General features: G+C 57.8%; 23 protein-coding genes and 1 tRNA gene. 7 read left to right on the forward strand and 17 right to left on the reverse strand.

The genetic code is table 11. The annotated features are described in order from the left end of the window. Positions 1–6 precede the first annotated feature (6 nt). The 3 genes from narI to VFQ24_02910 are packed head-to-tail and all read left to right on the forward strand — an operon-like array spanning position 7 to position 2,681. Positions 7–711: a respiratory nitrate reductase subunit gamma gene (narI, locus tag VFQ24_02900; GenBank protein ID HET9177285.1), complete on the forward strand. Its 705-nt coding sequence runs from the start codon at positions 7–9 to the stop codon at positions 709–711. Further along, positions 708–1,223 carry a Rieske (2Fe-2S) protein gene (locus VFQ24_02905; protein HET9177286.1) on the forward strand — a complete coding sequence of 172 codons (516 nt, stop codon included), beginning with the start codon at positions 708–710 and terminating at the stop codon, positions 1,221–1,223. Before narI ends, VFQ24_02905 begins: the two co-directional genes overlap by 4 nt. A 21-nt stretch (positions 1,224–1,244) precedes the next feature. Continuing rightward, the gene (locus VFQ24_02910; GenBank protein ID HET9177287.1) at positions 1,245–2,681 is read left to right on the forward strand and encodes a cytochrome b N-terminal domain-containing protein; all 1,437 of its coding nucleotides are present in this window, start codon (positions 1,245–1,247) and stop codon (positions 2,679–2,681) included. An 81-nt stretch (positions 2,682–2,762) separates the two neighbouring features. On the opposite strand, the gene VFQ24_02915 is transcribed toward VFQ24_02910, so the two are convergent. The 5 genes from VFQ24_02915 to VFQ24_02935 all read right to left on the reverse strand — a co-directional run bounded on the left by VFQ24_02915 (position 2,763) and on the right by VFQ24_02935 (position 7,168). Then, positions 2,763–3,701, reverse strand: a complete 939-nt coding sequence (locus tag VFQ24_02915) for a DNA-3-methyladenine glycosylase 2 family protein (GenBank protein HET9177288.1) — start codon at positions 3,699–3,701, stop codon at positions 2,763–2,765. Further along, on the reverse strand, positions 3,655–4,692 hold the full coding sequence (locus tag VFQ24_02920; protein HET9177289.1) for a methionine synthase: 1,038 nt from the start codon (positions 4,690–4,692) through the stop codon (positions 3,655–3,657). The genes VFQ24_02915 and VFQ24_02920 overlap by 47 nt, the downstream gene beginning before the upstream one ends. Then, positions 4,689–5,675: a hypothetical protein gene (locus VFQ24_02925; GenBank protein ID HET9177290.1), complete on the reverse strand. Its 987-nt coding sequence runs from the start codon at positions 5,673–5,675 to the stop codon at positions 4,689–4,691. The genes VFQ24_02920 and VFQ24_02925 overlap by 4 nt, the downstream gene beginning before the upstream one ends. Before the next feature lie 105 nt (positions 5,676–5,780). Beyond that, entirely contained in the window at positions 5,781–6,533 is a 753-nt protein-coding gene (gene ric / locus VFQ24_02930; protein HET9177291.1) for an iron-sulfur cluster repair di-iron protein, read from the reverse strand. 161 nt (positions 6,534–6,694) lie between these two features. Continuing rightward, entirely contained in the window at positions 6,695–7,168 is a 474-nt protein-coding gene (locus VFQ24_02935) for a redoxin domain-containing protein (GenBank protein ID HET9177292.1), read from the reverse strand. Between the two features lie 61 nt (positions 7,169–7,229). Between VFQ24_02935 and VFQ24_02940 the strand changes: the two genes are divergently transcribed. Then, on the forward strand, positions 7,230–7,799 hold the full coding sequence (locus tag VFQ24_02940) for a DUF488 domain-containing protein (GenBank protein HET9177293.1): 570 nt from the start codon (positions 7,230–7,232) through the stop codon (positions 7,797–7,799). A 143-nt stretch (positions 7,800–7,942) separates the two neighbouring features. Then, positions 7,943–10,027: a DUF5054 domain-containing protein gene (locus VFQ24_02945; protein ID HET9177294.1), complete on the forward strand. Its 2,085-nt coding sequence runs from the start codon at positions 7,943–7,945 to the stop codon at positions 10,025–10,027. A gap of 37 nt (positions 10,028–10,064) precedes the next feature. Here VFQ24_02945 and VFQ24_02950 read toward each other — a convergent pair whose 3' ends face one another. The 9 genes from VFQ24_02950 to VFQ24_02990 all read right to left on the reverse strand — a co-directional run bounded on the left by VFQ24_02950 (position 10,065) and on the right by VFQ24_02990 (position 18,922). Continuing rightward, on the reverse strand, positions 10,065–11,606 hold the full coding sequence (locus tag VFQ24_02950) for a M81 family metallopeptidase (protein ID HET9177295.1): 1,542 nt from the start codon (positions 11,604–11,606) through the stop codon (positions 10,065–10,067). A 45-nt stretch (positions 11,607–11,651) separates the two neighbouring features. Beyond that, complete coding sequence (locus VFQ24_02955; GenBank protein HET9177296.1) at positions 11,652–12,989, reverse strand: sugar porter family MFS transporter; 1,338 nt, start codon at positions 12,987–12,989, stop codon at positions 11,652–11,654. 73 nt (positions 12,990–13,062) lie between these two features. Continuing rightward, positions 13,063–13,950 carry a PfkB family carbohydrate kinase gene (locus VFQ24_02960; GenBank protein ID HET9177297.1) on the reverse strand — a complete coding sequence of 296 codons (888 nt, stop codon included), beginning with the start codon at positions 13,948–13,950 and terminating at the stop codon, positions 13,063–13,065. A 287-nt stretch (positions 13,951–14,237) separates the two neighbouring features. Further along, positions 14,238–14,314, reverse strand: a tRNA-Arg gene (locus tag VFQ24_02965). 153 nt (positions 14,315–14,467) lie between these two features. Next, on the reverse strand, positions 14,468–15,142 hold the full coding sequence (locus VFQ24_02970) for a hypothetical protein (protein HET9177298.1): 675 nt from the start codon (positions 15,140–15,142) through the stop codon (positions 14,468–14,470). Between the two features lie 60 nt (positions 15,143–15,202). Then, positions 15,203–16,270, reverse strand: a complete 1,068-nt coding sequence (locus VFQ24_02975; GenBank protein ID HET9177299.1) for a tetratricopeptide repeat protein — start codon at positions 16,268–16,270, stop codon at positions 15,203–15,205. A gap of 94 nt (positions 16,271–16,364) precedes the next feature. Beyond that, positions 16,365–17,093 (reverse strand): 7-cyano-7-deazaguanine synthase QueC, encoded by a 729-nt coding sequence (gene queC, locus VFQ24_02980; protein HET9177300.1) that lies wholly within the window; start codon positions 17,091–17,093, stop codon positions 16,365–16,367. A gap of 65 nt (positions 17,094–17,158) precedes the next feature. Continuing rightward, positions 17,159–17,797, reverse strand: coding sequence for a radical SAM protein (locus tag VFQ24_02985; protein HET9177301.1), 639 nt, complete (start codon positions 17,795–17,797; stop codon positions 17,159–17,161). Between the two features lie 189 nt (positions 17,798–17,986). After that, positions 17,987–18,922: a VOC family protein gene (locus VFQ24_02990; GenBank protein HET9177302.1), complete on the reverse strand. Its 936-nt coding sequence runs from the start codon at positions 18,920–18,922 to the stop codon at positions 17,987–17,989. A gap of 301 nt (positions 18,923–19,223) precedes the next feature. Between VFQ24_02990 and VFQ24_02995 the strand changes: the two genes are divergently transcribed. After that, a complete protein-coding gene (locus VFQ24_02995; protein ID HET9177303.1) occupies positions 19,224–20,978 on the forward strand; it encodes a CRTAC1 family protein in 1,755 nt (584 codons plus the stop codon). Positions 20,979–21,056: 78 nt separating this feature from the next. On the opposite strand, the gene VFQ24_03000 is transcribed toward VFQ24_02995, so the two are convergent. Continuing rightward, complete coding sequence (locus VFQ24_03000) at positions 21,057–21,698, reverse strand: MBL fold metallo-hydrolase (protein HET9177304.1); 642 nt, start codon at positions 21,696–21,698, stop codon at positions 21,057–21,059. A gap of 335 nt (positions 21,699–22,033) precedes the next feature. Here VFQ24_03000 and VFQ24_03005 point away from each other — a divergent pair, with 335 nt between their 5' ends. Continuing rightward, positions 22,034–22,558, forward strand: coding sequence for a hypothetical protein (locus VFQ24_03005; GenBank protein ID HET9177305.1), 525 nt, complete (start codon positions 22,034–22,036; stop codon positions 22,556–22,558). 62 nt (positions 22,559–22,620) lie between these two features. On the opposite strand, the gene ubiE is transcribed toward VFQ24_03005, so the two are convergent. Continuing rightward, positions 22,621–23,394: a bifunctional demethylmenaquinone methyltransferase/2-methoxy-6-polyprenyl-1,4-benzoquinol methylase UbiE gene (gene ubiE, locus VFQ24_03010; GenBank protein ID HET9177306.1), complete on the reverse strand. Its 774-nt coding sequence runs from the start codon at positions 23,392–23,394 to the stop codon at positions 22,621–22,623. Continuing rightward, a complete protein-coding gene (gene aroB, locus VFQ24_03015) occupies positions 23,387–24,475 on the reverse strand; it encodes a 3-dehydroquinate synthase (GenBank protein ID HET9177307.1) in 1,089 nt (362 codons plus the stop codon). The genes ubiE and aroB overlap by 8 nt, the downstream gene beginning before the upstream one ends. Positions 24,476–24,562 lie beyond the last annotated feature (87 nt).

A 24,562-nucleotide genomic window follows, 5' to 3' on the forward strand; every position in this document is an offset into this window, starting at 1 on the left:
GCGAAATTGGACGCTTTCTGGTTTATTGCTTTTCCCTATCTTGCCTGGGTTCTGGCGATCGGCGTTGGCCTCTACCGCCGGCGCGCGCGACCCTACAGCTATTCGAGCCTGTCTTCGCAGCTCCTCGAAAACCACAAGCTTTTTTGGGGCTCGGTGCCCTGGCATTACGGCATTACACTCATCCTGTTGGCGCATTTGCTTGCGGCATTTTTTCCAGGAGCTGCGGAGTGGCTCCTGGGAAGCGGAATCCGGCTGCTCATCCTTGAACTCACAGGTATGGCGCTGGCTTTCTACGCGCTCTTCGGCTTGATCGTATTGATCGTCCGCCGGCTGCCGACCGGTTCTCGCGTCCGCCGTGTTACCTCTTATGTAGACGGGATTGTTCTGGGATTCTTTCTGGTACAGGTCGCCTCAGGTCTGATCATCGCAATTTTCTACCGCTGGGGCAGCCTGTGGTATCTCAGGACTGCTGTCCCCTGGTTCTGGTCTCTGGCGAAACTGAGTCCCGACATGAGCACGGTCGTTGCACTACCAGGTTTTGTCAAACTTCATTTTGTTCTCGGCTTCGCGATCATTCTTCTATTTCCATTTTCGCGACTGGTTCACCTCATCATGTTCCCCGTCAAGTACCTGTGGCGGCCCTATCAGGTCGTGATGTGGAACCGCCGCACACGTCGCGGGCCGGCAAAACTCGAGGAGGCATCGAGATGAATACCACTCCCTTCCAGGAACCGGAGGCCAAGCCCTGTGAACAAAACCGACGTCGGTTCTTGTCGCGGCTGACTGTGCTGATGGGCTCGATCGCAGGCATTGTCGTAGCCGTCCCGAGCGTGGCATTCCTGCTCGGCCTTCGCAAAGTCCCGAGCGTCTGGCGTACCGTAGGGAAACTCGAGGATTTCCAGATCGGAAGCACGGTGAACGTGGCGTTCCTGGACCCTTCGCCGCTGCCGTGGGCCGGCGTCACGGCACAGACTGCGGCCTGGCTGCGGCGCGTGAGCGACGGCCAGTTCATCGCCTTCTCGGTGGACTGCACGCATTTGGGCTGCCCGATCCGCTGGTTGCAGAGTGCCGGCCTTTTTATGTGTCCGTGTCACGGCGGCGTCTTCTATGCCAACGGCACGGTGGCTTCGGGACCGCCTCCCAAGCCTCTGACGCAGTATCCGGTGCGGGTCCAGAACGGCGAGGTACAGATCCTGACGAGCCCGCTGCCCATCACCACCTAGCGTTTTAAGTGAGGACCTTTCATGCGGATCGTTCAACGCATTTGGAACTGGTTTGACGAAACCACCGGTGTTTCGAGCTGGCTGGTCCCACTGGCCAAACATCCCGTGCCCCATGCTCGAAAGTCGGCGTGGTTCTACGTGCTGGGAAGCGCGACGCTCCTTGTCTTTATCGTGCAGATCGTCACCGGCATCTCCTTGTCCAGCGCGTATGTGCCCTCCGCAGGGCAGGCCTACCATACCCTGGTCTTCATCGACAGCACGCGATTCGGCCGCATCGTCCGCGGCATTCATTATTTCGGCGCCTCGGCGATGATCATTCTTATCGGAATTCACGCCATCCGCGTTTACCTGTTTGGGGCTTACAAATACCCTCGCCAGATGGGATGGCTCACAGGCGTAGCGCTGCTTTTCCTTACGCTTGGGATGGCCTTCACCGGGCAGCTTTTGCGCTGGGACCAGACGGGTTTCTGGACGGTCGTCATCGCCGCGGAACAAGCGGGGCGTACGCCTTTCATCGGCAACTGGCTTGGGCATTTCATCCTTGCCGGCGATACGGCGGGCGGGGCGACGCTCAGCCGGTTCTTTGCTCTCCATGTTTTTTTCATTCCGGCACTGATCTTCTGCTTTCTCGGCTTCCACCTGTACCTCGTGATTCGAAACGGCATTTCAGAACCGCCTAAGGCGGGAAACCCGGTTGAACCGAAAACCTATCGCAAGTGGTACGCTGAACTGCTCCACCGTGAAGGTGTGCCCTTCTGGCCGGACGCGGCCTGGCGCGACGCCGTCTTCGGAACGCTTGTCATTATCACGATTGTTATTTTGGCTGCTATCATTGGGCCCGCGGTCCTCGGAAAGCCTCCGGACCCCAGCATCATTGAAGCTTCTCCTCGCCCGGACTGGTATTTCCTCTGGTATTACGCCGTTCTCACCCTGATCCCGCGCTGGTCGGAAAACTATGTGATCATTCTCGGCCCGCTGCTGTTTATCGCAGTGCTCATTCTGCTGCCGCTGATTTCTGCTAAAGGCGAGCGCAGTCCGTTGAAGCGCCCATGGGCATTCGGATTCGTCGCTTTCATTGTGTTCATGATTGCCTATTTCGGAAGGGCAGGCCACGTGGCACCGTGGTCGCCTCGTATGGAAGCCCCACCTTTGCCGGCTTCTGTGGTTGGCGCGACGAGCGGTCCTGTTGCAGACGGAGCAAAAGTCTTCTATGACAAGGGATGCGAGTTTTGCCATACGATCTCAGGCTACGGAGGCATTCGCGGCCCGGACCTTACCTACGCCGGTGATCGGATGACGCCTGCGCAAATGGAAACCCGCATTTACAGCGGCGCGCAAAACATGCCTTCTTACCACGGAAATATTTCGCCACAGCAGCTCTCGGACCTGCTGGCCTTCCTGAGTTCGCGGCGTAGAAAGACATTTGGCACAACCGCCCCCGCCGCACCGACAAAGTAAAGTTCGGGCTGTAAGGAGGATCGGGGTCACGAATCGCTCTTCGCCAGAGGGCCGACCAGCACAGCCATTGATGCAGGCGATTCACCCTTCCTCCAACAGTGTCCCACCCAGATATCCCGCCTCGTTCAAGCCGTTCATGAGCATATGGAAATAAATGAGCCCGCCGTAAGGGTGCCACTGCTCGAGGATCCGTTGCGTCCGCGCGGCATCGAGCCGCTTCCGCAAATGAAGCCAGCGGGCAAGGCCGTTGCGCGCTCCCTGATCATCCACAGGAAAGATATGCCAGCGCCCCATGCCTCGCAATAGAGTGTACTCCGCCGTCCAGCGTCCAACTCCTCGAAGCTCCTCGAGCCGGCGTAGTGCCTCATCGTCGCCTTCTGCCGCAAGCGCATCAAGGTCAAGCCGGCCTTCCACAATTGCACGGCTTATTTCAACCATGGCTCGGGCCTTTTGCAGGCTGAAACCGAGTTTCTTGATTTCTGCCACTTTGGCATTTGCCAAATCCGCCGGAAGCGGAAACCCATAATTCACCGAACCACCGTTATCCACCGAAGGGCCGAAACTTCGCGCCAGCCGGCCGAGCAGTTGGATGCCCAGCGACAGGCTGAACTGCTGGCAAGCGATTCCGTTGATTAGTCCTTCGTAGGCCGAAAAGAATCGCGGCGGCTTCAACCCCCGAAAGCTTTGCGCCAGGAATTTGAGTCTCGAGTGGTTTTCCGTCATGCGGTAAAAGCCGCTCAGGTCAACCCGAATACCGAGCGCGCTTACCACCAGTTCCCTGGTCCTTTGCTTCGTTCCCCGCCGGAGAGAGTTTCCTGCAATGGTTACCCCCAGGGTCCCTGCGGCCTCACCCGCCTGGCTGACCGCAATCTCAAATGTCCTGCCGTCAACCGTCAACACACGCCGGTAAACCGCGCCGTCCCAGCGATCAATAAGATTGCCTGGCCGTCGCTGGAGCGCCCACGCGGTCAGGTCAAGGCGAAAAGGATGAACGGGTTGGAGTAGAAATTTGGCCGCCATATCCTCGTAGCGCTTTCGCTGCCTGGACGACTGACTTCAGCTTGGCAATAGCTTCTTCGACGGTTCGAGTCTTCAGGCCGCAATCCGGGTCCACCCAGACATTCTGGAGAGGCAAAACCTCAAGACCGTGCCTCAGTCGTTCCTCAGCAACCGCGGGGCCCTCGACCAGATGCGAGTGAACATCCACGACGCCGTAGCTGATATCTTTGGTGAAGGGCGTCTTTCTGAAAAGCGGGAGCAGGCCGGCCCGGCTGTTTGACATTTCGAGATCGAAATTGTCAACGCCCAGGTCGAGCATCTTGGGATAAATGCTTTCAAAGTCCCCGTAGCAAATATGGGTGATGAAGTACGCGGGTAAATCGGAGGTCACAATTTTCATCGCTTCGATTGCCAGAGCCAGTTCTTCTGGCCGAGCAGAAATTGCGGGCTCGTCGATTTGGACAATCTTGCATCCTGCACCGATCAGGCCTTCGGCCTCCTGGCGCACCGCCGCAGCGAGCGCCAGGCAAGCCTCACGTCGACTGGGGTAGAACTCATTGAACGACCAATCCATGAGCGTGTAGGGTCCGGTCAGCACGCCCTTGACAGGCCTCGCTGTCAGGCCCTGTGCATAGCTCCACCACTCCACGGTTATCGGGTCTCCTGGTATCACCTCGCCGACAATGATTGGCTTGTGATAATAGCGGTTGCCGTAAGAGCGCACCAGACCGCCGCCTTCAAACCCCGAAAGGTGTTCCGCAAAATAGGCGACCATGTCACTGCGATACATCTCACCGTCCACAAGGACATCCAAACCCAGTTCTTCCTGCTTTCGGATCCACCATTTGACTGCCGCCCTTTCGGCCTCCCTTAACTCTTCGTGGGAGATATTTCCTCGCGCGAAATCCGCGCGGGCTTTGAGAAGAGCTTCCGGCTTGGGAAGGCTTCCGACCGCCGTGGTGGGCAGCAGGGGCAGATCGACCCTCAGTTCACTTAGTTTGGAGCGGCTCATGGCGCCTCGCCAAGGATGGACTTCTTGAGCGAAGTCAAATGCCGGAGCTTCAACCGCGCCCGGTCACGCGGGAGATATTCAAGACTGCAAGACGTGGTCAAATAACTTCGCTCCGCCTCGACGCGCGCAAGCATACGCTCGATGCTGCGCGCCGTCGAGGCATGGTCTTCGAGCCTTGTATTCCGCCCGTCAAGCACGCCAAATCCGATTGCTTTCGTACTGCCTTCCTTCTCAATCACGTGCGGAAGTTCGGGGCTGTACGTAAAATCCAGAACGAGCGTTTGAACGGGAAAGGCTTGAAGTTCGACATAGACAGACGCCGCATCCGCAAAATACACGGCCAGCGCGAGTTCCGCCTGTCCTTTTCGAGATGCAATCAGACCGAGGGCTTCACGAGCCAACGCCATGTCGCGCGGATGCCTCGGCAGGGCCGGCTCATCCACTTGGATCAGCTTCGCTCCCGAAGAAGCGAGTCTGGCAACTTCCGCCGCCAGCGCCTGGGCATAACCCATAATGAGACCGTCTTTGTTCGCCGATCCGTTGTCACAGATTGACAGGCTTGCGAGCGTGTATGGTCCTGTCACGACCGGCTTGACGGGTTGTATCGACCTGTGCGCCGCCCACTGGAACTCCTCTACAATAAGCGGCTGGGTCTGTTCGATTCTTCCGCGAACAAGCGGCTGACGAAAGTAGAAATTCGTATCAAAAAACCTCAGCAAACCGTTGGTATGTACACCCTGGAGTTTTCCGGCAAGGTGGGAAACCGGGTCGTTCCATCGGATTTGTCCATCCGTAAGGATATCGATGCCCGCCTTCTGCTGGTCCTCTAGGGCGAGCAATACGAGCTGATTTTCGGCGGCGCGAACATCGGCGTCAGTCCTTTCGCCGCGATCATGCTGCGCGATTGTGCGGCGCAGCGCTTGCTCGTCGGCGCTGTCGCCTATGCGTGGGTAGCCGCTGTGAGTAAGCGTAAGAAGTTCCATACTGTGGCTCGGCATCTGGACCGCAGGTAGGGCTCGCACGGCCGTTTCATGCTCTTGCGGCCGGTCCGCCATGCACCTGATGGTCAGAACGATTTCCCTGGCCCGCTAATCACCGGCACGCTTTTCTGCCAAGGCGGCCGTGTCTTCCAAGGCCACGGCGCGTGGAAAAAGAATATTGTTCTCAAGATGGACGTGTTGGTGCATGTCGCTCTCAAAGGCCCTTAGTCCTACGTAAAGCACTCGGTAGCTGTCGCAGCCATCCGGCGGGAGCCGGTAATCCCCGCTTAGCTTGCGCATTTCGAGCAGCGCGGCGCCCGCGTTGTCATGCTCAAGCACCATCATCCGCACCGGGTTCTGAACGGTCCCGAACGGCGGCCGGGGAAAGGATTTTCCCTGGGTCAGCGCCTCCTCCAGCCGTGCAATGTAAGGAAACAAGGTCTGTTCTTCTTTCACCAAGTGCATCAGAAGTTCCCTGCTCAGTCCCGAAAACAGGCCCCGGACGAGGTGCAATTCGGGATGATTCTGTCCGTGCACTTGGCTGACTTTTGCGAGCAGAGGTTCGAGGCGCGAGACCTCCTGCCGGCAGAAAGTGTGATGCCTTTGCACAATGTGGTTCATCAAGTTTGCCAGCGGCTCCTGGCCCCAGTCGGTGGCCCCGGTGTCGGCCGGGGCTGCGCTCCTGGCGGCTTCAAGCGACTGCAAAACTTCCCGCACAGGCCGGCCGGCCGCCTGACATGCGTCTTCCAGATTCTTGTCGCCGCCACAGCAGTAGTCAATGCCCAACCGCTCGAAAACGGGCACGGAGGCGGGTATTTCGAGCACGATTTCTTTTACCGTCCTGCTTGCATCGATTTCCATGTTCGTCTGCTCCCTATTCCAGACCGCCTTCAGCCGAGTCTGGTATCTGAATTTCGTCCTGCTTAAGCATGAAGCATTCCGGGAATTATCCCCATGACTAAAGTCACTTCCCGGCGCTCGCGTCGCGCCCACATATCCTATGTGGGCCACTCTGAGACGCCTCACTCAGGGCATTCCAGATTGATGTAGCGGACCCATTCGAGAATATCGCGCGCGAAACTCGAACGCTGCGATTCTGCCGGGCGAGACACATCGCGTAGTTCGCCGAAGCGGTCAATGACGCAAACGGCCGGGAAACAATGCCGCTCCGATGATCGGACCCCGAAAAGTTCGTGGGCACGCCTCTCTTTGTCCGGAAGAACGGGGAACAACGGGTTGCAACTGCGCTCGAGGTCTTCAGCCTCATCGCCAGCGCCGTGGACCAGGGCGAAGACTTCCGCCTCTTCGGCTGCAAACTCCGCGTACAGCTCTGAAACCAGGCGCACCACCCATCGAACTGATGCCGAGTTACCCGCCCCGCAAAAAATCAGAATCAGATTGCGCTTGCCCCGGTAATCGGACACCCGAACCCACGTTCCCGCTGTAGAAAGCAAGGTGAATTCCGGTACGATTTGGCCCACCAAAGGTTGCGGCATAATGTGGCCCTCCCCAAATGTTAGTATGATTTGAATTGGTTTTTCCAGTAGCAGTATGGTCATGAAAGGCGGACACGCGGCAACCATGGAGCAAGAGCCGCTGGTTATCTACACGATTGGCCATTCGACCCGCGCGCTGCCTGCATTCCTCGAATTATTGCACGGCCACGGAATCAAGCAGCTTGTGGACGTCCGCACCATTCCCCGTTCGCGCAAGAACCCGCAGTACAACGCCGATAGCCTCCCGCAGGCTCTCCGCGAAGCTCAAATCCGATACGCCCACCTTGCCACGCTGGGCGGGTTGCGACGCGCGACGCGCGATTCGGTCAACACGGGATGGAGGAACGCATCCTTCCGCGGTTTCGCCGACTACATGCGCGGGTCAGAATTCGAGAAGGGACTGGAGCGACTGATAGAACTGGGTTCGGCGCGGCCAGCAGCTTTCATGTGTGCTGAGGCTGTCCCGTGGCGCTGCCATCGCTCGCTGATCGCAGACGCGCTTGTCGTGCGGGGTATCCACGTCAGGCATATCCTCAGCGCCACTCAAGTCCGGGAGCACACGCTGACGTCGTTCGCCGAAGTAAAGGAGGGGCGAATTTCATATCCCGAAAGCCCCGGCCCCTCGGCGTAGTGCCGTGATACGATCGATGGATATCACAGCGATTCGCTTCCACGTGGCACAACCGCTTGATGAAAACTGGCCAGGGCTGAACTATACTGATGGCCGCCGGGACCGAGTCCGCGTGACGGCGAAATCATTGTGGAGTTCTAACCGTGGAACGTCGGGAATTCATCAGAGATCTGCTGCTTGCGGGCGGAGCGCTGGCCTGCCGCCCCGGGCTCGAGCTTGCGGGCCCTGCGCCGCCGGCTGCCAACGCGGTCAAGCGCGTTCTGGTCGCCTTCACCTGTCATCTGGACGTGGGTTTCACCAATACGCAGGCGGCTGTCATCGCAAAATACTTTGATCAGTATTATCCTGCCGCCATGCAGACTGCGAATACTCTACGGGACGGGAGTGACGATCGCTATATTTGGTCAACGGGCTCCTGGCTGCTTTACGAATACCTTGAGCACCTCACTGGCGCAGCACAATCGCGGGCCGAACAGGCGATTGGGAGGGGCGACATGGCCTGGTACGCCGTGCCCTTCAACCTGGAAACCGAGATGCTTGACCGCTCGATGCTCGAAGGCGCAATGGGAATCTCAAGGGCGCTCGACTGGCGCTTCGGTAAGTCCACAGTCGGCGCAAAGATGAGCGATGTCCCGGGCCACACTCGCGGGCTGGTGGCGCCGTTTGCCGCAAACGGCGTGAAGCTGCTCGACATTGGAGTCAATGGCGCGAGCACCGTGCCCGAAGTTCCGCCGCTATTCGTCTGGAAGGAGCCCCAGGGCGCGTCGATTACCATGATGTACCACCATGGCTACGGCGGTGTCCTCCAGGTCCCGGGCTCGGACCTGGCGGTGGCAATCGACGTTCGAAACGACAACGCTGGTCCGCATTCCGTCGCGCAAGTGAAGAAAATCTACACCGGCCTGCGAAAGCAATTCCCCAACGCAAAAGTGAGCGCCGCCAATCTCAGCGAAATCGCTCTGGCCGTTGAACCCTATAAGGCCAACCTGCCGGTGGTGACCCAGGAGATCGGCGACACCTGGATTTACGGGGTGGCCAGCGACCCGGTGAAAGTGGCACGGTATCGTGGAGTGATGCGCATGCGCAAGCAGTGGCTCGCCGAGGGTAAGTTCAAACCTGGCGATTCGACGGACCTCCGCCTGTTGCAGCACCTGCTGCTTCCTCCCGAACACACGTGGGGAGTTGATACAAAGCGGCTAAAGGATTACGTGCATTACACTCCGAAAGCGCTTGCCAGGGTGGTTGACGGTCCGCGGTTTCGATGGGCGGAAGACAGTTGGGCGGAAAAGCGGAAAGACATTGACCAGGCGGTCCAGAGTCTGCCGGCTGCCTTGCGGAGCGAGGCCCTGGCCCGCCTTCGCGCCCTCGAACCGAAGGCCCCCGACAGAACCCGACTCAGCCCGTACGCCGCAGGTTCAGAATTCGAAACGACCCATTACACTGTTGCCCTCGATCCCGAAACCGGCGCTATCCATCGGCTGCGCCTCAAAGACGGAGGCCGGGACTGGGCTTCAGCAGATCATCCGCTGGGATTGTTCGCCTATCAGACCCTTTCGGCGAAGGACTATGAAGATTATCGCGCCGCCTATATCATTGCGAAGACGTGGTGGGCTCCGATGGACTTCGGCAAGCCTGGCATCGAGAAGTTCGGCGCCGAGAGTCGCGTGTGGCTGCCGCGAGTGGCCGGGTGCTGGGCCGGCAAAGACGGCGACGGTTTTCGGATTGTCACTGAACTGCAAATCACCGACGCCGAAGCCGAGCGCGCTGATCGAGTCGCTTGGCCGAAGCAGATTTACCTTGACCTTCTCTTCTCTGACTCAGAACCCGCAGCCCACGTGGACTTCACCTGTCTCGGAAAGGCCGCCAATCGCCTGCCGGAAGCGATGTGGCTCAGCTTTCTGCCAAAGGCGCCGGAACAGCAAGGATGGACGCTCGATAAAGTCGACCAGCAGATTTCTCCCTTCGACGTGGTGAAGGGCGGCAATCGTCACATGCACGCGGTCACCAGCGGCATCTACTACAAAGATTCGCATGGAAGTTTTACGATCGAGACACTGGACGCGCCGGCGGTGGCGCTGGGCGAGCGGTCGCCGATTTTCTACTCGACCGACCAGCCTGACATCACGAAGGGATTTCACTTCAGCCTGTTCAATAACGCCTGGGGCACAAACTATATCCAGTGGTTTGGAGAGGACACGCGGTTCCGGTTCATTCTGAGGGCGACGTGATTCTCTCTGTCCGGGCGTGTTTTGGCCCAGGCAGCGACTACGCCTTTCGCGGTGACCGCGCGGAGACCACAACAAAGGGCTTCCATTTCAGGTCCGGCTGGAAGGGATAGCTGGGAATCCGGTGGTAATTGGTTAGGTTCACTATGTCCTGGTCGACAGATCCTTCAGTGAGGGCCATGAGGTTGGGATTGGCGATTTTGTTAATTTCAGGCTCCAGATAACCGGCCTTGACCACAATAATCTTGAATCTGGTGGGTTCGAGTCCCAGCGACGTAAAATCCTTGATATAGTGGAAAGGACGCCGCCGCTCTGTCAGGACCACCGAGATTCCTTCAGTCTCAATCACGGCTTGCCGGCCGAGCGGGTCGTCCCTGTGCGACAGAAATTGCACTCGAGCTCTGGCGTGTACGGGCTTGCTGGCGTTGGGGTCAAGGGTTGCGCCAATGTTAAGCGGGACGGTTCGGCCCGCACCGGCCCGATAACAGGCATCGGTGGCAGGCTTGTCGCAGATGCCGGCGATCACCACACTGCGGACGTGGCGCTGGAGCAGCGCCGCCAGCACGTCCGCGCGATCATCGGTACCGCCGGCGGTCGGGTTGTCTCCCGAATCGGAAATCACCACCGGATGCGTTTGCAGACTCACTGCTTTATCGATGACTTCATCGAGCGGTCCCGTGGGCACGCCGAACTGGAACTCCTTTCTAGCGTCCCAGTATTGCTGCGCGAGCGATAGAGCATCTTTCTTTAGCGCGGCGGGCTGCGTGCCGGTGAGAACGGCGCTGGCCGTACACTTCGGCTCGTCGGCCCACACGTATCCTACCAACAGCGAAGCGTCCAGCACGCCCGGTTGGGCATTAATGCCGGGCAGTTGCGCCCATAACCGCTTGGCAGGCTGGTAGCGCGTGCTGCTGCGCTCGCCCGGCATCAGCACCGGAATGGGTGACCAGACCAGGGTGGGGCGAATACGCTGATCGAGACAACGGACCAGCATGTCGCAGGCGCGCTGCGTGGTTTCCTCGCGGTCAATGTGCGGGGCCGTCCGGTAGGCTGAAAGCATGTCCAGACTGTCGATGATTCGATGGCTGAGGCTTCCGTGCAGGTCAAAGCTGGCGGTAATGAGGCAGCCCTTGCCAACCACTTCCCGGGCGGAAGCAATCCAGTCACCGTCGCCGTCCTGCATGCCTTCTACTGACATGGCGCCGTGCATGGCAAGATAGAGGCCGTCCAGTGGGAGCAGCGCTTTGACACGATCGAGAAATTCAGACTTCAGCTTCTGATATGTCTTCGCTTCCACCGCACCGCCGGGCACGGCGTCAGCCAGCAGGGTGGGCTGGAAGGGATAAGGATATTTCTTCAACATGCTGAAGAACGGCATGTCCGCCAGCGTCTGTCCCCGGCTTACGGCAAAATCCTCCGTGCGGGTGAGAATGGGCGTGTAAGTGCTGCACTCAATTCGAATGCCACCAAAGGCCACGCGTTTGGGTTCCGCGCCACCGCCGGCTTGAGGCGCCGCGAAGCCTGCCAATGGAGCGCCCAATGCCGCCATCGCTGTGGTTTTCAAAAACGCTCTGCGTTTCAAGTTCATTCCCCCCTTGCCCGGCAGATGAACCGCTGCGCAGATTGCCTATGCAATCCCCAGCTTCTTTTGCATGTCCTCGAGCGTGATGCCTTTGGTTTCCGGGTAGATGAAAAGGACCACAAAGAACTGCAGCACCATCATGGCGGCAAAGAAGGCGAACGGATAGGCGCCGGACGATGCTGCCATCAGGGGAAAACTCCACGAGATAAGCGCATTCATGAACCAGTGCGAGAAGCTACCCAGGCTCTGGCCCTTGGCTCGAACGCGATTGGGGAATACCTCGCTGAGGTAGACCCAGATGACGGCCCCTTGCGAGAACCCGAAGAACGCGATGAAGCCGATGAGCAGCCACAACAGCAGATTTTCATGCGCCGAGGTGAAGAAAACGACCGCCACGCCCGCCAGGCAGGCAGCCATGCCAACGGACCCGATCAACAACAGCATCTTGCGCCCCAGGCGATCAATCACCGCCATGGCGATGATCGTGAACAGAAGGTTGGTGGCGCCCACGGCTACGGCCTGAATATCGCCCGACAGCCCACTGAACCCCGCGTGCGCAAAGATGTCGTTCAAATAATAAAGAATGGCATTGATGCCGGAAAGCTGGTTGAACACGCCGATCGACACCGCGAGAAAAATCGGCAGCCGGTATTTTCCTGCGAACAAAGGTTCCTTCTTGCGCTCAAGGTGCATCGATTCGAGAATGTCATTCAGTTCTTGCTCGGCATTCTCTTCCCCCACCTGCAGGAGCACCGTTCGCGCTTCGTCCAATCGTTTTTTCTCGACCAGCCAGCGCGGGCTTCGAGGAATCCCAAACAGCATTCCTAGAAAAAGTGCGGCCGGGATGGCGGCAATGCCCAGCTTCCACCGCCAGTCGGTCGGGCCAGGCTGCATCAGCGCGATGATGTAGTTGGAGAAATAAGCAAGCAGAATTCCAAACACGATGTTGAACTGGAAGAAGCCAACCAGTCGCCCGCGCCACTTTGCCGGTGAGATTTCTGCGATGTACATCGGGCCCAGGACGGAAGAGCCGCCAATGCCCAGCCCGCCCAGGAAACGGAAGAACAGAAGCGGATACCATCCCCAGGCGAAAGCGCAGCCCAGCGCCGAAGCCAGGTACAGGCCGGCCAGCACGCGCAGGCTGTTGCGGCGTCCGAACCGATCCCCGGGGATTCCGGCAGTCGTCGCCCCAACTATGGCGCCCCAAAGCGCGATGGCCACCGTCATGCCCAACAGGCCGGGCGTGAGTCTATAGGTGATGGTCAGTGCGCGCGTTGTTCCGGAAATTACGGCCGTATCAAAACCAAATAGAAGGCCGCCCAGCGCCGCCACAACGGTGCTCTTGATCAGGTATCGGCTCAGCTTCATGTCATTCGCTTGAATATTGGATTGAACTTCAGCCCTCGGTCCCAATCAGCTTCGACCTCAAGACCTGCAAAGATATCAGGTCAGCGCGTCACTTGCCCAGCGTTTTGATTTCGTCAGTGGTCCAGGGAGGAATGGCGCCCGGGCGGCTGGCGACCAGTGCTCCGACGCGATTCGCAAAATCCGCCACCTGCCCGGCAGGCCATTGGCTACCCAGCCCATGGAGGAACGCTGCCGCGAAAGCATCACCCGCGCCGACCGCATCAACCACTTTCACGGGGTAACCTCGGGCACTGATAAATTTTTCGCCAACCAGCAAAGCACAGCCTTCGGCTCCCCGCGTCACGCATACAGCTTCCCAGCCAAAAAAAGTGGAGTACTTACGGCAGAAGTCTTCCAGGTTGGAATGCGACCAGCCGCACATACGGCCGACCACGGGCACCTCTTCGGCATTCAGCTTGACGACAGTGGCCTGTGCCATGAGTTCACGGACAAGGTGCGGCGTATAGCAAGAGGGGCGGAGGTTAATGTCATAAAAGCGCCGCGCGCCACCTTGTGCGGCAAGCAGCTTACCCGTGACGTCACGGGCCTGTGAACTCATCTGATGAAGTGTTCCAAAATAAATCCAGTCCGGAGCGGGAGAAAACAGTTCCTTAAAGTCCGCAGCCGACAACTCCGGAAAGTCGTACGCGGCCGGATGTTCGATGCGGAAGCTCGGCTGGCCTTTGCGATCAAGCATGACGGATGCGGTGCCGGTCGGTAAACCTTCCGCACGGCGAACGAAGCGGGTGGAAAGTTTCATTTGGGTCATGTGTTCGAGCACCCGGTCGCCCCGCTCATCGCGTCCGACCGCGCTGATAAAGTGGACCTCGTGCCCAAGCCTGCTGGCATGGGCGGCAAAGTTGAACGGTGCGCCGCCAAGATGCTCCTCGCCACCGATGACGTCCCACAACACTTCGCCGATGCTGACAATTTTCATGAACGGCTTTCTCTGGAGAACTGCGCCTGCGCACTCTTCGTGTAAAATGTGCGCCGTTTTTATCACGCCGATTTCAGGTTCCAGATGCCAAGCTTCACAATCTTTGCACTCCCGCCGCTGGAAATACAATTCAGTATTCCGGCTGAGAAACGCTCTGAAGGCCTGCGTGATGCTGTACGGGTGGAAACAGGAGTTCGAAACTCCGAAGCTAGTTCGGGCTGAAACGTGCTGCGTTGCACCGTGGCAAGAAGCTAAATGGCGGACAACCTGATTGCACTGTGAAAGGATGGTACGCCCGGAGAGATTCGAACTCCCGACCCCTTGCTTCGTAGGCAAGTGCTCTATCCAGCTGAGCTACGGGCGCAGACAGGAACGCCAGATCAACCCTGCGTTCGCCTTCGAGACCTTAATTTTGCACGTCCACTGCACGGATGTCAACGCAACCGTCGCGGTGGATGCAATCTTTGAACCATACCCAAAGCATGGCGCGCAATGCCAAGGCACGTGCTGGCTGATCTTACTGCTGGAAGACGATGCTCTTTAGATGTGAAAGCGGCTCCGAGAAATCGAAGACATCGTCGCTCGAGGGATTATACTTGTCCGTAATCCCCAGGAAACGGGCCTCCGCTGGCTGCGTGGTTGGCATCAGGTACTTGCCGTGCTCGACCCGGCCGTTGGTCAGTGTCAGCGTAATATCACCGCTCTGGAACTCCACCCGGCTAATCTTGGAAAATTCCTGAACGTCGGCCTCGCCACTGCTCATCAGCAAGGGAAAGGCCGTAATGGCAGGCACCGCGACCAGCAGGGAACCGCGGCCGCCAGGAGGGTAATAATCGATATAGGCATCAAAAACTCGCGTGGTGTTGCCGCTGGCGTCCGTGACGGTGGCGGTATAGCCAAAACGCTTCCAGAGTTCAACGATGCTCTGTCTCTGTTCAGCCGGGCTGGTGGTCACCGTGTAGGGTAAACTGCCCTCCGAAAGCTGCACTTTCTCAACCCGCATGTCCGGGAGGTCAAAATGCTTATAAATGACGACTGAAGAATCCTGATGGATCAGAATGGCATCTTGCTGGATGACGCGTTGGCGCCCGTCTGCCGTCGCCTGATAAATAGTATCAGCTTTCAGCAGGAATACCGGCGCAACGAGGAAGAGAATCATCAGCGAGGCGCGTGCCTGAATTGTTTTCCGCATGAGAAAGGCCCCGCCATTCTTAAGACGGGGCCCAGGTCTCCATCTTAGAGGCGGGTGCGACTACTTTTTCTTCTTGTACTGCGTCGACACCGATCCCTGAATTGTCGCGATCATCTCTTTGGCGGCCTCGGCGTTCGGCCCATTGGGATCAAGCGTAAGATATTGCTGGAAGGCCTCGACGGTGCCGTCGGGAGCCTTTACTTTGCCGTCCGCGGTCATCGTGGCCTTGCCCATCAAGGCCTGCCCTTCAAGATAGTATGCATCCGCATTTTTGGGATCCAGGCTGATGACCTTCTTGAAAGCAGTAAGCGCGTCATCCATTTTCCCTGAGTTGTACAGGATTGCGCCGACGTTGAAGTAGTAACGGCCGGCATTGGTTGGGTCAAGCGTCGCAGCTTTCTCGAATTCCGCGTACGCCTCCGGAAGCTTGCCGGTCGAGGCATAAACGCTGCCCAGATTGTTGTGAAGAGCGGCGTCATCGGGGGTCAACTGAATGGCCTTCTGGTACGTTTCCACAGCCTTATCGTTCTCCTTGGCCTTGGCGTAGCTGTCGGCCAGGCGCGCCAGCACCACAGGGACGTTTTTCTCCTTGGCCAACGTGAGCGCCTGTTCAAAAGCTGCGGCAGCCTCCTTGTATTGCCCCTGCGTATACATAGCATTTCCCTCATCAAAATACTGCTTAAGCCCTTTATACTGCTTTTCCTGCTTGGCCTGCTCTTCAGCCTGCTTGGCCATTTCAGGGTTCTTCTTCATCTCATCCTGCCGCTGCTGCTGTTGCTGTGCCATTTCCTTCGGGAGATCAAAATCGACGTCGGTGGGCTCGCCAAGGCCGATATGCTTCTCGATGTAATACAACGTCTGCCCGGTGGGGCTTTGCAGGGTAATCTTATAATTTCCAATGGGCAATCCGATGTACACGAATTCTCCCTTCTTGCCCGTCTTGGTCTTATAAGTCGACTTGATGTCCAGCCGGTCGATGAGAACAATGCACTTGGCGCACGGCTGGCCATCCTGCTGTATGGCCTTTCCCTGCACGCCGCCGGTCTGGGCATAGATTGGCATCGCCATCCCCAAAGCTGCGAAAGCAAAAACCAAACCCAAAATCTTCCGCGCTGACATAAACTTCATTGGAACCTCCTCAACTCTTTCTCGCCAGGTTTCATTCTAACTTCATCCTTTTCTGCGCTCAACCCAATCCTTCCCGCGAAAGCGACGGGAACTCTCAGCTTGCAGGGGACGGTAGCGGAGTGTATCGTGGACGGACCGCATAGGCAATAGGGTCTTCCAGGCCCGCCTCCTGGAAGGCCCTCAAGCGCAGCGCGCAGCTATCGCAGACGCCGCAGGCCACATCCTGCCGCTGATAGCACGACCAGGTAAGATGCAGAGGGGCGGCAAGCTCAATCCCTTTCTGAATAATCTGACTCTTGCGCATCTGGATAACCGGCGTCACAATTTCGATGCGGGTATCCGGCTTGGTCCCAACTTCAACCACACGGTTGAATGCCTCGTAATACTCGGGGCGGCAATCCGGATAACCAGAACTGTCTTCCGCCACTGCCCCGATAAAAATTTTGCGGGCCCCAATGACCTCACTCCATGAAACAGCCACGGAAAGAAAATGCGCGTTGCGGAACGGCACGTAACTCGAGGGAATTTCCCGGCGTTCCAGGTTTGCAGCATCGACCGGGATGGTGGGATCGGTAAGGCTTGATCCTCCAATCTGTTTCAGGTGCTCGAGCCGGCAGACGAGGCGCCGCTCAATCTGATAGAAGTCCGCGAGCGCATTGAAAGCCTCCAGCTCCCTGCCCTCGGTCCGCTGCCCGTAGAGCAGATGCAGGAGAGCCAGCCGATTTTCCAGATTGGCGATCGCCGTGGTCACACAACTGTCCATGCCGCCGCTGGACAGGACCACCGCCAAGGGCCGCTGGCGGCGGGCTTGACGATCATTCAGCAAAAGGTAATTTCCCCCCAATGAGCTTTTAACTTATCAGGCTGCAATGCCCGCGAAAATCCACATTACACCCCTCGTGTGTCCGGGTCCCAGATAAACTTGTGGATCTGGAGACCCAGCCGTACATCGAGATTGTCGCGCAAGATCCACTCGGCAAGCTGCACGGGAGGCAACCGGCCAAAAACCGGCGAGAAAATGATCTCATCCACAAGCCCGGCCAGGCGATGGGTCTCCATAAATCCGCGGGCAAAAAGATAGTCCCTCTCATCAAGTATCACAAACTTTATTTGATCTTTTCGCTCCAGCACATCGAGGTTCGCAAGATTATACTTTCCACACTCGCCGCTTCCGGGGCATTTCACATCGACTATCTTTACGACGGGCCGGGCAAGGTCACCTACAAAACGTTCGCCGCTGGTTTCAATCAGAACTCGATAGCCTTCTGCCAGCAGGCTGTCAGCAAGCCCGATCGTCTCCTTCTGAAGCAGCGGCTCACCTCCGGTCAGTTCCACCATCTTTCCGCCCATCTCCCTTACACGGCCCAGCACCTGGTCCGGGGTCATTTTCTCCCCCCCATGGAAAGCGTAGGCCGTATCACACCAGTGGCAGCGCAAGTTGCACCCGGTGAGGCGAACGAAAATGCAGGGCAAGCCGGCAAATGAGGACTCGCCCTGGATTGATTTGAAAATTTCGGTTATGACCATCGGATTCAACAGGGACTGACCTTTTCATCTTACTCGATTTTTGATTGCAGATCACAGGTACCGGAGAACTTATGGGCGGCTAACTTAAATCCGGGGCTGCTCGCCCATTCGCCCGCGGAGAGGCGGGCCATTATCCGTGGTCCAGGTGAGTTCCGAAGCAGGGCGATTGATGGCGCCGGGTGTGCCGCTCTACCTCGGTGGCGGGGCAGTGGAGGGCGGTGTCGGTTTGCCGTCGATCGTGAATGGCTCCATTAGCTCGGTACGGGTACCGTCAGGGTCAAAAAAATTTGACTGGCGTTGGCGGTTGTGCCCCACGTGGACTTCTATCTTGCGAGTGTATCCCACGGAAGCGGCGCGAGACCGCAGCTTGGCCACCGCCTTGTTAATATCCAGGGTCATCAGCGAGATGTGGTTTGCTCCACCTCGCTTATTCTGTGGAGGCAGATCTTTATAAAGCATCAGCTCAACATAGTCGTTCCCGTCGGGCACGCGCAGATCAACCCAGCTCAGGGTGACTCCGTCCGAACTGCCGCGCCAGAATTCCTTGAGGCCAAGGGCGTCTCCATAGAACGCCTTGGACTCCGCAAGCTTGCCCACCGTAAATCCAATGTGCATAATGTGGTCTGAGACCCGAGTGCGCGGCATCTCCTTGCCTTTCCCCTTCATGGCCCAGCCATCAGACTGGTATTCCACAAACTCCACCATATGGCCATCGGGATCCTTAACTGTAAAACTCTCGTCCCCGGTTTTTCCCTTCGCGACCCTTGCAGGCGCCTGGATGCCGCGGAAGATCAGATAACGACGAAGCTGTTCGGCATCATCGGTGTAAAAGGCAATGTGGCTGAGCATTCCGTCGTTTCCGGGCGGCTCGGGAAGGAGTTCCAAATGCTGATAGTCGTTAATCTTGATAAAGGCGACGCGGACCGTCCCGTCATTTTCCCGCAGGTCGTAAGGCCCGGCAAAGCCCAGAAATTCTTTGTAGTAGGCCAGCGCCTTGGGCAGGTTGCTCACATAAAAAGCCACGTGAGCAATGCCCAGGATTTTCGGGCGCCTCACGGCGGCGCCGGCGCCGGTGGATGGAACCGCCATGAGGCTTGCCAGCAAATATAAGAATCCAACTTTCACCAACACCTCCCGTGCGTTTCATTCCCCACCATCTGGCGGCGCGCGCGACCTTCCACAATTGGGCCTTATTACATTCTGGCTGACGACGGTGATACCCTGCCGACGCGAATATACATCCGCCGGCCTCCTCACGCAAGGCTTGGCGGCAAGTCTCTCGACAGTGAGAAATTCCCGTTGTGGCTTCGCTGGATGATTGAGAAAAACGACGACACCACGTAAGATTTAGTGTCGCGCAGGAGCAAGCAGGAATGGAATTGAAAATTTCCCTTCGTTTTACCTCCATGCCAATCGGAGAACCCTGTTGAGAAAGAGAATATCGCGCCGTGAATTATTGAAAGGGATGGGGGCGGCCGGTCTGGGGGCATGGCTCGCGCCTCGGCCGGACCGGATAGGCCGCGCGGCGCCGGGCCAGTCCGCGACTGGCGGAGTTCCCGTTACATTTACCGACGTTCGCGAAGCGGCGGGCATCACGTTCAAGCAGGATGGCACAGGAAGCGAGGAGAAATATTATCTGGAAACCATGGGAACCGGCGTGGGCTGGATCGACTATGACCAGGACGGCCTGCTCGATCTCTACTTCGTCCAGACATCCGCCACCAAAGCCTATAAACCGCCGCATTCCCTTCGCTCCGCGCTGTACCACAACAACGGTGATGGCACTTTCACCGATGTAACGGCTAAGGCCGGGGTGGGCGCCGAAGGCCATTACGGGCAGGGGGTCTGCGTTGGCGACTACGACAACGACGGTTACCCCGACCTCTATGTCACCGGCTACGGCAGCGCGATTCTTTACCATAATAACGGGGACGGAACCTTCACTGACATCACGGAAAAAGCCGGCGTGGCCGATAAATCCATGTGGTCTACCAGCGCCGCCTGGATTGACTATGACAAGGACGGCTGGCTCGACCTGGTGGTCTGCAATTACATCGACTGGTCACCTGAGAACAACATCTGGTGCGGCGAACACCGGACCGGTTATCGGGCGTATTGCCACCCCGACAATTACCGCGGCCAGCGCCTGAAACTTTACCATAACAACCATGATGGCACCTTCACGGACGTCAGCAAGCAATCGGGCATTGGCGTTCCGGAAGCCAAAGGCATGGGAGTTGTGACGGCGGACTTTAACAACGATGGATGGCCCGATATCGCGATCGCCAACGACACGTGGCCGAATTTTCTTTTCATCAACCAGAAGGATGGAACGTTCAAAGACATCTCATTCATTTCCGGAGTGGCGGCAAGCGCCGACGGCAAGTATGAAGCCGGCATGGGAATCGACGCCGCTGATGTGGACGGCGATGGGTGGCCGGACATCTATATCACTCACCTCGACTTTGAACTCGACCGCCTCTACCGAAACAACCACGACGAAACCTTTGATGACGTCACGTACCAGTGCGGAATTGGCAACAGCGCCATCTTCACGAGCGGAGTGGCCGCGGTCTTCGCGGATTATGACAATGATGGCTGGACCGATATCATGCAGGTGAACGGCGCTATGCTGGATAACATCAACCTTTACCACACCGAAGTCACCTACAAAGAAGCCAAGCTGATGTTCCGCAATCTCGGCAAAGGAAAGTTTGCCAACGTGTCTAAAGAACTCGGACCTGCCTTCATGCGCCCCGTTGCAGGACGTGGCCTTGCCGCCGCAGACTTCGACAATGACGGCGACATCGACTTTGCCATCAACTCACGGGATGATTATCCCGAACTGCTTCGAAACGACGGCGGCAATGCCAACAACTGGCTGACGGTCAACCTGGTGGGCGCCAAGTCCAACCGAGACGGCCTGGGAAGCGTTCTCAAGCTGACCTCGGAAGGCTTCACGCAGGTCAAACAGGCCAAAGGTGGCATGAGCTACATGTCAGCAAACGACCCACGCATCCATTTTGGCCTGGGCAAGCGGAAGAGTGTCGAATCTCTCCAAATTACGTGGCCCAGTGGAGCGGTTGACAATCTGTCCAAGGTTCTAATAAACCAGATCATCACGGTCAAAGAAGGCGCCGGCATCGTGCCCAAAAAATTCCCACGCATCACCTGGAAGTGATTCAGGTCGCTCCTCTCCTGGCTAACCGTCGCATACAATCTGGTCCGCATTTCGAGGGGAACGGCGCGTCACGGAACATCAGACAATCTGGACTTCGCAGTTGGTCACCGCGGACTTGAACTTCAGTGCGTCTTCTTCGGTCCCGACAATGGCGGCATAATGCATGGGGACGGCAATCCTCGGATTGATCGTCTGCGCGGCCTTTGCAGCTTCGTCGGCCGTCATCACATATGTTCCCGACACCGGCAACAGGGCGATATCACACCGGATCGATTTCATTTCGGGAATGAAGTCCGTGTCGCCGGCATAGTAAACGCGAGTTCCGTCCATTTCGAACACAAAACCCACTCCTTTGGCGTCTTTGGGGTGGAACAGCTTGCCGGGCTCGCGGAATTTATTGATGTTGTACGCCGGGACCGCCTCAATCGCAACGCGATCAACGTTAAGCTCCTGGCCCGGCTCGATGAAATGCATTTCCTTTGCTTTCACCTGCTTCAGTCCGGCTTCGCACGACGGGCTCGCAACGATGATGCTTTCAGGCGTGCAGACTTTGTTCAGGTCATCGAGACTGAGATGGTCAAAGTGGTCGTGACTGAGAAGGATAATATCCGCCTGGTCGAGTTTTGAAACTTTGAACGGATCGGTAAAAATCACCTTCGAACCCGTAACCCGAAAAGTGTCATGCGCAATCCGCGTGAAATCCAGATTCAGAAGCTTCATAGCAAACCCTCCCAGGCCAGATAATTGTTTGGCATGCATTCCAGGATACTCATAAAAACCGAACCTTTTAGAATATCAACAAAACCAGGCGAACCGCTCTCCACCCGAGCCCTGCTGATCAAAATGGGACCGCTCGATCAGCCTTCGTTGTGACCGTTCCTCTACTCCCATGAGATAATTCTAATGGTGTGAGATCAAGCAGGCGCCGATCATTAGAGAGAGATACATACGTTGGCGGCCCAACCCGTGAGGGGCCGCCGACGCGGGGCGGTGGAAATCCTGTGCGAACATACGGAGAGCGCGCAGCCTGCGCACGGTTTATTATGCTGATAATTATGGCAGCACCTCCCGCCCATAGCCAGGAACCCGAGACAGTTCCCTCGCTCGGTGAAATCGCGAGAAAGTTGAAGGCCGAACGCGCACAAGAAACGCATAAGCCAGTTGCCACATATACCAATGACAACCTTCCTTCCCGCGAGTCGCTGGGGATCGTAACCGGTGATCTCGCAGGTCAAGCGAAGGCAAAAGCACCGGCCACGGGCAAGAACGTTGCGCCGGCCGAAGAACATGGTGAGAAGTATTTTCGCTCCAAGCTTGAAAAGGTCCGTTCACAAATGGAGTCTCACGAGCGCCAACTAGCTGTACTGCAACAGCAATTGGGGCTGGCAAGGGTGCAGTACTATCCGGACCCTCAGAAGACCCTGGAACAGGAAAGTACACCCGCCTTCCAGACGGACGTGGACAAGCTGCGCGCCAGGATAGCGGACGAGGAGAAAACGCTCGCTGACGATCAAAAAGCAATGGACGATTTGCAACAAGAACTGCGTCGTGCGGGCGGTAATCCCGGCTGGATCCGATAGCACAACTCCGTCTGCCGCTGCGGGATATCAATCCTCCGGCCTGAGGAACATGATTCCAGCCTTCAACGCACATTTCTCCGTGCCCTCTTGCCCAGATGCAGTGCGGCTGCGCCGCCTGTGAAATTCCGGTAGCGCACTCCGCTGAATCCCTCCGCACGAAGCAAGTTGGCAAGCGCCTCCTGGTCCGGAAAACGCGACACGGAATTGGGAAGATACTGGTACGGGCCCTCAACCCCTGAAATCAACTGCCCCAGCCGCGGGAGCACGCGGCGAAAATAGGTCCGAAAGAGCGGGCCAAAAACTGGCCATTTAACATGGGAAAACTCAAGGATGGCCAACATCCCGCCCTGTCGCAACACGCGGCGCATCTCCTGAACACCACGCCTGTAATTCGCCAGATTGCGAAAGCCGAAGGCGATGGTCAGAGCGTCGAGCGATTCATCACGGAAGGGCAGCCGAAGCGCGTCGGCCTCGAAAAAGAGTGTATTTCCTGCGCGCCTTGCCGACTTTTCCCGCGCTCGCTGCAACATCGGGTGGCAGAAATCGGTCCCCATCACCGTGCCCGCTGATGCCCGCCTGAGAGCGAGGGCCAGGTCTCCGGTGCCACAGCAAATATCGGCCACGACCGAAGAGGGTTGAGTCAGCACGGGCTTGAGCGCCTTCACGGTCGCGCGCCGCCACCGGATGTCAAAGCCCACTGAGAGCAGGTGGTTGAGCAGGTCGTATCGGGGAGCTACGGCCGCAAACATATTCCGCACCGCAGAGGCTGTGGCCCGCTCATCGGCAGCCGTGCCCAGGGTTGTGCCTTCAACCGGCAGTGGCTTTGTCTTAACCATGGGTCTCCGACATTTGCACGCTTCTGAGGGCTTCAACAGCCGCTTCGATGGGAATATCACTGACGGTGCTTACTTTGCCGATCCTTTCCGGCACCACCCAATGGATCTGGCCTGCGACGGCCTTCTTGTCACGCGGGAACAGCTTTCTGATTTTCGTCGGGGCCAGGTCGCGGATGGGAGGCAGAGGGCCGATCCTCCGCACCAATTCCGAGATCCGTTCCGCTTCTCTCAAGTCCAGCATGTTCAAAAGCACTCCCAGGCGTGCCGCGCACAGAAGACCCCAGCCCACGGCCTCGCCGTGCAGAAACCGCCGATAGCCCGTGGCCTCTTCGAGCGCGTGTCCAAAGGTATGGCCAAGGTTCAAGAGCCGGCGCAGGCCGGCTTCCCGCTCATCGCGGTTGACGATGTCCACCTTTACCTGTGCCGCGCGCACGAGCAGCCGATCCAACGTTCCGTCCACTCCCGGGCGCAGCCGGCCCGCTGCTTTTTCCATCAGTGAAAACAATGCAGGGCCGGAAAGCACGGCATGTTTCGCAACCTCGTAGAAACCGGAGAGGTACGCCCTGGGCGGCAAGGATTTCAGCACCACGGGGTCTGCCAGCACCAGGCGCGGCGGCGCAAACGTTCCGATCAGGTTTTTCATCTGGCCGACGTTAACGGCGGTCTTGCCGCCAATGGCGCTGTCAACCTGCGCCACCACGGTGGTTGGCGCCTGGATGTAATCAATTCCGCGCATGTAGGTGGAAGCGACAAACCCGCCAAGATCTCCCACCACGCCGCCGCCAAAGGCAATCAGCAGAGAGCTTCTGTCCGCGCCTTTCTTCAACAGCGTTGCAGCCACCCGCTCCGCCATTCGGATGCTTTTTGAGTTTTCGCCCGAAGGAACAAAGATTTCATGGGGAGCAATCAGCCTGCTGGTCTTCAGAAAACCCGGTCCCCAGCGCTTCCAGAGTGAACGTTCCGTCAGCACAAAGGTGGAAGAATAGGCCCGGTGCGGAAAGCGCTGAAACGCGCTCCAGGCGCCACGCCCGGCCACAACCTCGTAGTCAAATTCGCGGGATTTCACTCGAAGTCGTCTCATCTGGTTCCTGATCGCTCCTCTCCTCGGCGCCTATGAAAACACATAGCATACCGCTTGAATCCCGGCAAACTCCCGGCCGCGAATCGA

The sequence above is a fragment of the Terriglobia bacterium genome (assembly GCA_035712365.1).
GTDB lineage: Bacteria > Acidobacteriota > Terriglobia > UBA7540 > UBA7540 > SCRD01.